This window comes from Amycolatopsis sp. NPDC000009, assembly GCF_055563465.1.
Genome location: NZ_JBVHDI010000013.1, coordinates 221,285 through 228,459 on the forward strand (window position 1 = coordinate 221,285; position 7,175 = coordinate 228,459).

The 7,175-nt window shown below is 68.2% G+C and carries 8 protein-coding genes; 6 read left to right on the forward strand and 2 right to left on the reverse strand.

Annotation, left to right across the window (positions count from 1 at the left end):
* The 5 genes from ACZ3HL_RS29900 to ACZ3HL_RS29920 all read left to right on the forward strand — a co-directional run bounded on the left by ACZ3HL_RS29900 (position 1) and on the right by ACZ3HL_RS29920 (position 5,466).
* A complete protein-coding gene (locus tag ACZ3HL_RS29900; protein WP_465534904.1) occupies positions 1 to 606 on the forward strand; it encodes a CBS domain-containing protein in 606 nt (201 codons plus the stop codon).
* Complete coding sequence (locus ACZ3HL_RS29905; RefSeq protein WP_465417462.1) at positions 603 to 1,502, forward strand: universal stress protein; 900 nt, start codon at positions 603 to 605, stop codon at positions 1,500 to 1,502. Before ACZ3HL_RS29900 ends, ACZ3HL_RS29905 begins: the two co-directional genes overlap by 4 nt.
* Positions 1,463 to 3,886, forward strand: a complete 2,424-nt coding sequence (locus ACZ3HL_RS29910; protein WP_465534905.1) for a phosphoketolase family protein — start codon at positions 1,463 to 1,465, stop codon at positions 3,884 to 3,886. The genes ACZ3HL_RS29905 and ACZ3HL_RS29910 overlap by 40 nt, the downstream gene beginning before the upstream one ends.
* A 28-nt stretch (positions 3,887 to 3,914) precedes the next feature.
* On the forward strand, positions 3,915 to 4,322 hold the full coding sequence (locus tag ACZ3HL_RS29915; protein WP_465534906.1) for an Hsp20/alpha crystallin family protein: 408 nt from the start codon (positions 3,915 to 3,917) through the stop codon (positions 4,320 to 4,322).
* A gap of 70 nt (positions 4,323 to 4,392) precedes the next feature.
* Complete coding sequence (locus tag ACZ3HL_RS29920; protein ID WP_465417455.1) at positions 4,393 to 5,466, forward strand: acetate/propionate family kinase; 1,074 nt, start codon at positions 4,393 to 4,395, stop codon at positions 5,464 to 5,466.
* A 4-nt stretch (positions 5,467 to 5,470) separates the two neighbouring features.
* Here ACZ3HL_RS29920 and ACZ3HL_RS29925 read toward each other — a convergent pair whose 3' ends face one another.
* Positions 5,471 to 5,947 carry a universal stress protein gene (locus tag ACZ3HL_RS29925; RefSeq protein WP_465417453.1) on the reverse strand — a complete coding sequence of 159 codons (477 nt, stop codon included), beginning with the start codon at positions 5,945 to 5,947 and terminating at the stop codon, positions 5,471 to 5,473.
* Entirely contained in the window at positions 5,944 to 6,357 is a 414-nt protein-coding gene (locus tag ACZ3HL_RS29930) for a CBS domain-containing protein (RefSeq protein WP_465417451.1), read from the reverse strand. Before ACZ3HL_RS29930 ends, ACZ3HL_RS29925 begins: the two co-directional genes overlap by 4 nt.
* A 142-nt stretch (positions 6,358 to 6,499) precedes the next feature.
* Here ACZ3HL_RS29930 and ACZ3HL_RS29935 point away from each other — a divergent pair, with 142 nt between their 5' ends.
* Complete coding sequence (locus tag ACZ3HL_RS29935; protein ID WP_465534907.1) at positions 6,500 to 7,084, forward strand: Rv1733c family protein; 585 nt, start codon at positions 6,500 to 6,502, stop codon at positions 7,082 to 7,084.
* The last annotated feature ends 91 nt before the right edge of the window (positions 7,085 to 7,175 follow it).

Below are 7,175 nucleotides of genomic sequence, written 5' to 3' on the forward strand. Positions count from 1 at the left end.
ATGCGAGCACGGGATTTGATGTCCGCGCCGGTCGTCACGGTGACGCCCGAGACCACCGCGAAGCACGCGGCCGAACTGCTGGCGGAGAAGGGTTTCACCGCACTGCCGGTGGTGGACGAGGACGACCGGCTGATCGGCATCGTCACCGAGGCGGATCTCATCCGGAACCGGTTCCCGCACGACATGCGTTCGGGACCGGACCATGAGGCACGCCCGAGGCCGGGGCTGACCGTCGCCCAGGTGATGACGTCACCGGCCACGGGCATGAGTACCGGTGCGGACGCCGCCGATGTCGGCCGGGCCCTGCTCGACGGGCGTATTCGCGCGATGCCCATCGTGGACGGTTCCCGGGTGGTCGGAATCCTCACGCGAGGCGACTTCGTGCGTGCCTTCGCCCGTTCCGACGAGGCGATCGCCGCGGACGTCCGCCACCACCTGGCGATCTACGGCGGCCCGGGCCGGTGGACGGTCGAGGCGCGCGACGGGGTCGTGCGGATCGGCGATGCCTATGACAACGACACCGATCGTCATGTGGCCAGGCTGCTGGCCGAGGCGGTTCCGGGTGTGGTGGAAGCGAAAGTGACCTATCAGGAGGACGAACGATGAACGCGCCGGACCGGAAGATCGTCGTGGGGGTGGACGGGACAGAGCCGGGACGGGCCGCCGTCCGGTGGGCCGCCGCCGTCGCGGAAGAACGGCTGCTGAAGATGCTCGTCGTGCACGCACTTCGCGTCGACAAGCTGGCCTACGGAGCGGGATTGGCGGGGCCCACGCCGTGGTACGACGTCCTCGCCGATGAGGGTAAGCGGGTTCTGGAGGAGGCTGTCGCGCAAGCGCGTTCGGTGGCGCCCGGGGTCGAGGTGGACACGCGGATGCCGGCGGACTCGCCGGTGCCCACCTTGATCGACGCGTCGAAGTCGGCGGCGATGGTGGTCGTCGGCGGCACCGGGAAGGGCTTCTTCGGCGAGATGACGATCGGTTCGACGGCGTCGGCGGTCGTCGCTCACGCTCACTGCCCCGTGGTGGTCATGCGGGGTCGGAAGAACACCACCGCATATCCGGCCGAGGGGCCGATCGTGGTGGGAATCGACGGCAGCCCGCTGAGCGAGCGCGCACTGGAGATCGGCTTCGAGGAGGCGGCGTGGCGGAAGGCCGAGCTCGTCGTCGTCCACGCGTGGCGGGACGTCACCTACGACGACGCCTACGGGATGGCGCGGCTCGTCGTGCAGTGGGAATCGATCGAGGAAGAGGAACGACGGCTGCTGGCGCAGCGTCTCGCGGGCTGGCAGGAGAAGTACCCGGACGTCAAGGTCGAGCGGGTCCTCGTCGAGGACCGCCCGCGGCACGCCCTGCTGGAGTGGAGTGCCAAGGCGCAGCTGGTGGTCGTGGGAAGCCGGGGCCGGGGTGGATTCACCGGGCAGCTGCTCGGTTCCACCAGCCAGGCGCTCGCGCACCACGCGGAATGCCCGGTGATGGTGGTCCGGCCGGAGAAGTCGCGGTGACCGTTCTCGGCGCACCCGCCGCTCCGGCGGTGCTGACTTCGGCCGAGTTGTCCCAAGTGGACGCTCAGTGGCGGGCGGCGAACTATCTTGCCGCCTGCCAGATCTACCTGATGGACAATCCGCTGCTGGAATCGCCGCTGAAACCCGAGCACGTGAAACCGCGCCTGCTCGGGCACTGGGGTACCTCCCCGGGACTGAACTTCGTCTACGCCCACCTCAACCGGGCCATCGTGCGGCGGAACCTGAACGCGATGTTCGTGACCGGACCCGGCCACGGTGGACCGGCTCTGTATGCGAACACCTGGCTGGAGGGCAGTTACTCGGAGGCGTGGCCGGAGGTCCCGTACGACAAGGACGGCCTGCGGACGCTGTTCCGGCAGTTCTCCTTTCCCGGCGGGGTGCCCAGCCATGTCGCGCCACAGGTTCCGGGGTCGATCCACGAGGGCGGCGAGCTCGGCTACTCGCTCGCGCACGCCTACGGTGCCGCGTTCGACAACCCGCACCTCGTCGTCGGTTGCGTCGTCGGCGACGGCGAGGCCGAAACCGGGCCCTTGGCTACGAGTTGGCATTCGGGCAAATTCCTCAATCCCGTCCGTGACGGTGCGGTGCTGCCGATCTTGCATCTGAACGGGTACAAGATCGCCAACCCGACCGTGCTTTCGCGGATCAGCGGCACCGAGCTCGACGAGCTGCTGCGTGGGTACGGGTATGCCCCGCGCTACGTCGAAGGCGACGATCCGGCGGTCATGCACCAGGCCATGGCCGCGGCGGTGGACGGCGCGCTGGACGAGATCGACGGAATCCAGGTGCGAGCCCGCTCCGCCGGAGTGCCGACGGGACCGGTGAGCTGGCCGATGATCGTGCTGCGCAGCCCCAAGGGCTGGACCGGACCGTCCACTGTGGATGGAAAACGGGTAGAGGGGACTTGGCGGTCGCACCAGGTCCCGGTACCGGACGCGCGCGGGAACCCGGAGCATCTGCGGCAGCTGGAGGACTGGCTGCGCTCCTATCGCCCCGAACTGCTCTTCGACGAGGACGGCAGGCCCACGTCCGAGGTCACCGCCCTGATCCCGCGCGGTGAGCTCCGGATGGGTTCGTCACCGCACGCCAACGGCGGTCTCGTGCTGCGGCCCTTGGAGCTGCCCGAGGTGGCGGCGCACGCGATCCCGCTCGTCCGGCCGGGCGGCGCGGTCGCCGAACCGACGCGCGTGCTCGGACGGTGGCTGCGGGATGTGTTCGCGCTGAACCGAAAGACTTCCAATTTCCGGTTGTTTGGCCCGGACGAGACCGCATCCAATCGGCTCGACGCGGTGTTCGACGTGACCGCCAAGACCTGGCTGTGCGCGACCGAACCCGTCGACGAGCATCTCGCCGCGGACGGCCGGGTCATGGAGGTGCTCTCGGAACACCTCTGCCAAGGCTGGCTCGAAGGCTATCTGTTGTCCGGCAGGCACGGGCTTTTCTCCTGCTACGAGGCTTTCGTGCACATCGTCGACTCGATGCTCAACCAGCACGTCAAGTGGCTCAAGGTGCATCGGGAGATCCCGTGGCGGCGGCCGGTCGCTTCGCTGACGTACCTGCTGACCTCGCACGTCTGGCGGCAGGACCACAACGGCTTCTCGCATCAGGATCCGGGCTTCGTCGATCATGTCGCCAACAAGAGCCCGGAAGTCGTGCGGGTCTATTTGCCGCCGGACGCGAACACCCTGCTGTGGGTCGCGGAGCACTGCCTGCGCAGCCGGGATTACGTCAACGTGATTGTCGCGGGGAAGAACGACAGCCCCGTCTGGCTCGACACAGAAGAGGCCGCGGTGCACTGCGCGCGCGGCGCCGGGATCTGGGAGTGGGCGGGCACCCATCCGGATCGGGAACCGGATGTCGTCCTCGCCTGCGCCGGCGACGCTCCGACGGTCGAGGTGCTCGCGGCGGCCAAGCTGTTGAGGGAATACCTGCCCGACCTTGCGGTCCGAGTGGTGAACGTGGTCGACCTCATGCGCCTGCAACCCGCCGCGGAACACCCGCATGGGATGGCCGACCGCGAATTCGACGCCCTGTTCACCACCGACCGGCCGGTGATCTTCGCCTACCACGGTTACCCCTGGCTGATCCACCGGCTGGCCTACCGGCGCGCGAACCACGACGACCTCCACGTGCGCGGCTACATCGAGCACGGAACCACGACCACACCGTTCGACATGCTGGTGCGCAACGACATGGACCGCTTCCAGCTCGTCACCGACGTGATCGACCGAGTGCCAGGGCTGCTGGCCCGGGCCGGCGCCGTCCGGCAGCGGATGACGGACGCGCGTGAACGGCACCGCAGATGGATCGTCGAACACGGTGAGGATCTTCCCGAAATTCGTGACTGGACTTGGGAAGCATGACGGATCGACAAAGGAAGGAATTACGAATATGACAACCCTGGTACCCGGTTCTCGGATGACCCTGCCGAGTATCGCGGCCTGGCTGGAGAATCCGTGGCCGTTCGCCGAGCACAATCCGGTGCGTATCGAAGAGTCCGTCGAGGAGGGCAAGTACCTCGTCCGGGCCGAGCTCCCCGGATTCGACCCGGAAAAGAACATCTCGGTCACCGCGCACGAGGGGCTCCTGACGATCACCGCCGAGCGCGAGGCCAGCACCGCGGAGCACGGCCGCAGTGAGTTCTACTACGGCAAGTTCAGCCGGAGCGTCTCCCTGCCTTCCGGTGCGAAGACCGCGAAGATCACGGCGGCCTACAAGGACGGAATCCTGGAAATCTCCATGCCGGTCGAGGACAAGCCGCAGGAGAAGCAGGTCAAGATCGAGGTCGGCAAGGGCTGACCATCTCCGGCCGGGCGGGCGCGCCGCCCCCAGGGCGCGCCCGCCCGGTCCTGTGCCCGAAGGAGTCTTCATGCGTGTCCTGACGTTGAATCCCGGCTCTTCGAGCCTCAAATCGTCCTTGGTCGTCGACGGCACGCCGGTCGGATGGGCCGCCATGGGCCTGGACGACGCTGCTCGACAGGCTCTCGACCGATGGTCCACAGTGGACACGGTGGCCATCAGGTTCGTGCACGGGGGTTCCAGGGCCGGCCCGGTCCGGCTCACACCGGACGTCGTGGACGCACTCGAAAAGCTCAACCCTTTCGCACCGCTTCACCAGCCGCAGGCCGTCCGCCTCGCACGGGAGGTTTTCCGGCTGCGCCCTGGCCTTCCGGTGATCGCGTCGTTCGACACGGCCTTCCACGCCCACCTTCCCGCAGAAGCGTCGAGGTACGCGCTACCAAGGGAATGGACCAGTCAGGGGCGCTTGCGGCGCTACGGTTTCCACGGTCTTTCGTGCCGTCACGCGGCGCGTCGGGTGGCGGAACTGTTGGGCGACGGCGAGCCACGGCTCTTGTGCTGCCACCTCGGCGCCGGTGTCTCGGTGACCGCGATCCGCGGTGGCCGGAGCGTCGACACGAGTATGGGCTTCACCCCGTTGGAAGGGCCGGCGATGGCGACGAGATCCGGCTCGGTGGATCCCGGTCTGGTGCTGCACGTCATGCGAACCGCGCCGATGTCGGTCGACGAGATGGAAGACGCGCTGTATCACCGGTCCGGTCTCGCCGGAATGAGCGGGACGAACGGGGACCTTCGAGCCGTCCTGGCACGCGAAGCGGCGGGGGATCCCGACGCGACTTCGGCCGTCGCCGTCTATCTGCACCGGATCCGCCGCGAGATCGGCGCGATGGCGGCGAGCCTCGACCGGATCGACGCCGTCGTGTTCACCGGCGGGGTCACCGAGCATCAACCCGACCTGGTCGCGCGACTGGCCACCCGGCTGGGCGTCTTCGGGATCACCGTCGATCCGGCTCGCTGTCTCGGGGACGGCGATCGGGTGATCAGTCCGGTTGACGCGCCGGTGACCGTCTTCGCCATGGGAACGGGTGAGGACGTCGAACTGGCACGGGACGCCGAGGCGGTGCTCTCGGTGGAGCACGTGTGACAAGTCAGGAAGCGGCTGGGCTGAACCGGTGGATCGCCTGCGGCGACACCAGCACGATGGGACACGTCGCGTGCCTGACGCACGCCGTGGAAACACTGCCGAAGACGAGCCTGCCGACCGCGCTCTTCGTCCCGGTGCCCAGCACAAGAAGGTCTGCTTCGTGTGCCGCCGCGAGCAGTTCCGACGTCGGGTTCCCTTGCCTGAGCGAGGTTTCCACCTCGACGTCCGCTCGAAGCTCGCTCCGGATCCGGGCGACCGCGTCGTCGAGCGAGTAGTTCTTCCGCACCGGAACCCTGCCGTGGGGCTGAAGGGCGAACGATGTGCCGGGAAGGAGCTCTTCCCTCGGAAGAACCATCAGGACTTCGACGTCGTCACCGACGGCGGCCGCTTCGGCGATGGCCCATCGGATCGCTTCTTCGCTTTCGCCGGAGCCGTCGGCGCCGACGAGAAGGTGGCGGGTGTTGCCGGGATTCGTGTTCATGGCTCATTCCTTTGCGCGGATGGCCCGGCACGGAGCAGGTCCTGCCAGGTGATGACGCCGATCACGTGACCGTGTTCGAGGACCGGGACGGACCGGAGCCGGCGCTCCAGCATCTTCGCCGTCAGTTCGGTCAGGTCGCCATCGGGATGGGCACCGGCCGCCGGTCGCCGCATCAGCGCGCTCACTTTGGTGCGCCCGCTGAGCATGACGCCGCTGTCCGGGTCACCGTCGGGAAGGTAACGCGCCCGGAGCAGATCCTCTTCGAGTAGCACTCCGAGCAGTTCGCCGGTGTCGCCGACGACCGGTAGCGAGGTGATTCCCTTGCCGGTCAGCACGGCGATCGCTTCGCCGATCGTGGCCGCCGGGGTCACCGCGACGACCGGGGTGGTCATGACATCACGTACTCGCATGAAGCCAGTCTCGATCCCGTGGACGGGCCGGGAATACGGCTGGAGGTCCCGGCAGGGCGGGACCGTCGCCTCTCCTGCGGGGCGGTATCGCCGGGTGATGGTGACGTCATATTCCCGGCGATCCACAGCGGAGGTCCAGGTCATGAACACGTCGTCTCACTGGTCGCGCGCCTGGCGTCTGGTCCGTCCAGGGCGAAATCCGCTCGCTCGCCGCGAAGACCGCGTCGAGGCGTTCACGATGGTTCTCGCGATCGTCCTCGTGGTCGTCGCCCTGCCGGTCGCCGCCGCGGTGGCTTCCGGTGTCTTCGCGGCCCGTTCCGAACGGGCGGAGATCGAGCAGGCCACCAGATATCGCGGGGAAGCGACCCTGCTCGAAGACGGCGCGCCCATCGCCATCGCGACTCGGTCGGGGGTGGCCCACGACACCTCGTCCGCCAAGGCCACGTGGGTCACCCGTGCTGGGGACACCCGAGTCGGCGAGGTCCAGGCGGCGAGGGGAACCCTGGCCGGCGCGAAGGTGCCGGCCTGGCTCGACGAGTCCGGGAACGCGGTCGACGCACCCGTCACCGGCCTCGATGCCCGTCTTCTCGGTGTCGGCACGGGAGTGGGCCTTTGGCTCGCCTTCATCGTGGTCGTGCTGGCAGGCCAGCGCTGCGGCCGGTTCCTGCTCGACCGGGCCCGATGGGCGCGGTGGCAGGAGGAATGGCGCGAGTTCGCGCCCCACTAGGGCCTGTATCGAAGTAGTTCAGAGCCACTCGTTGATCGCGGCGATGTGCGCGGTGGCTTCGTAGCGGACGGCGAGTTTGTCGTAGCGGGTG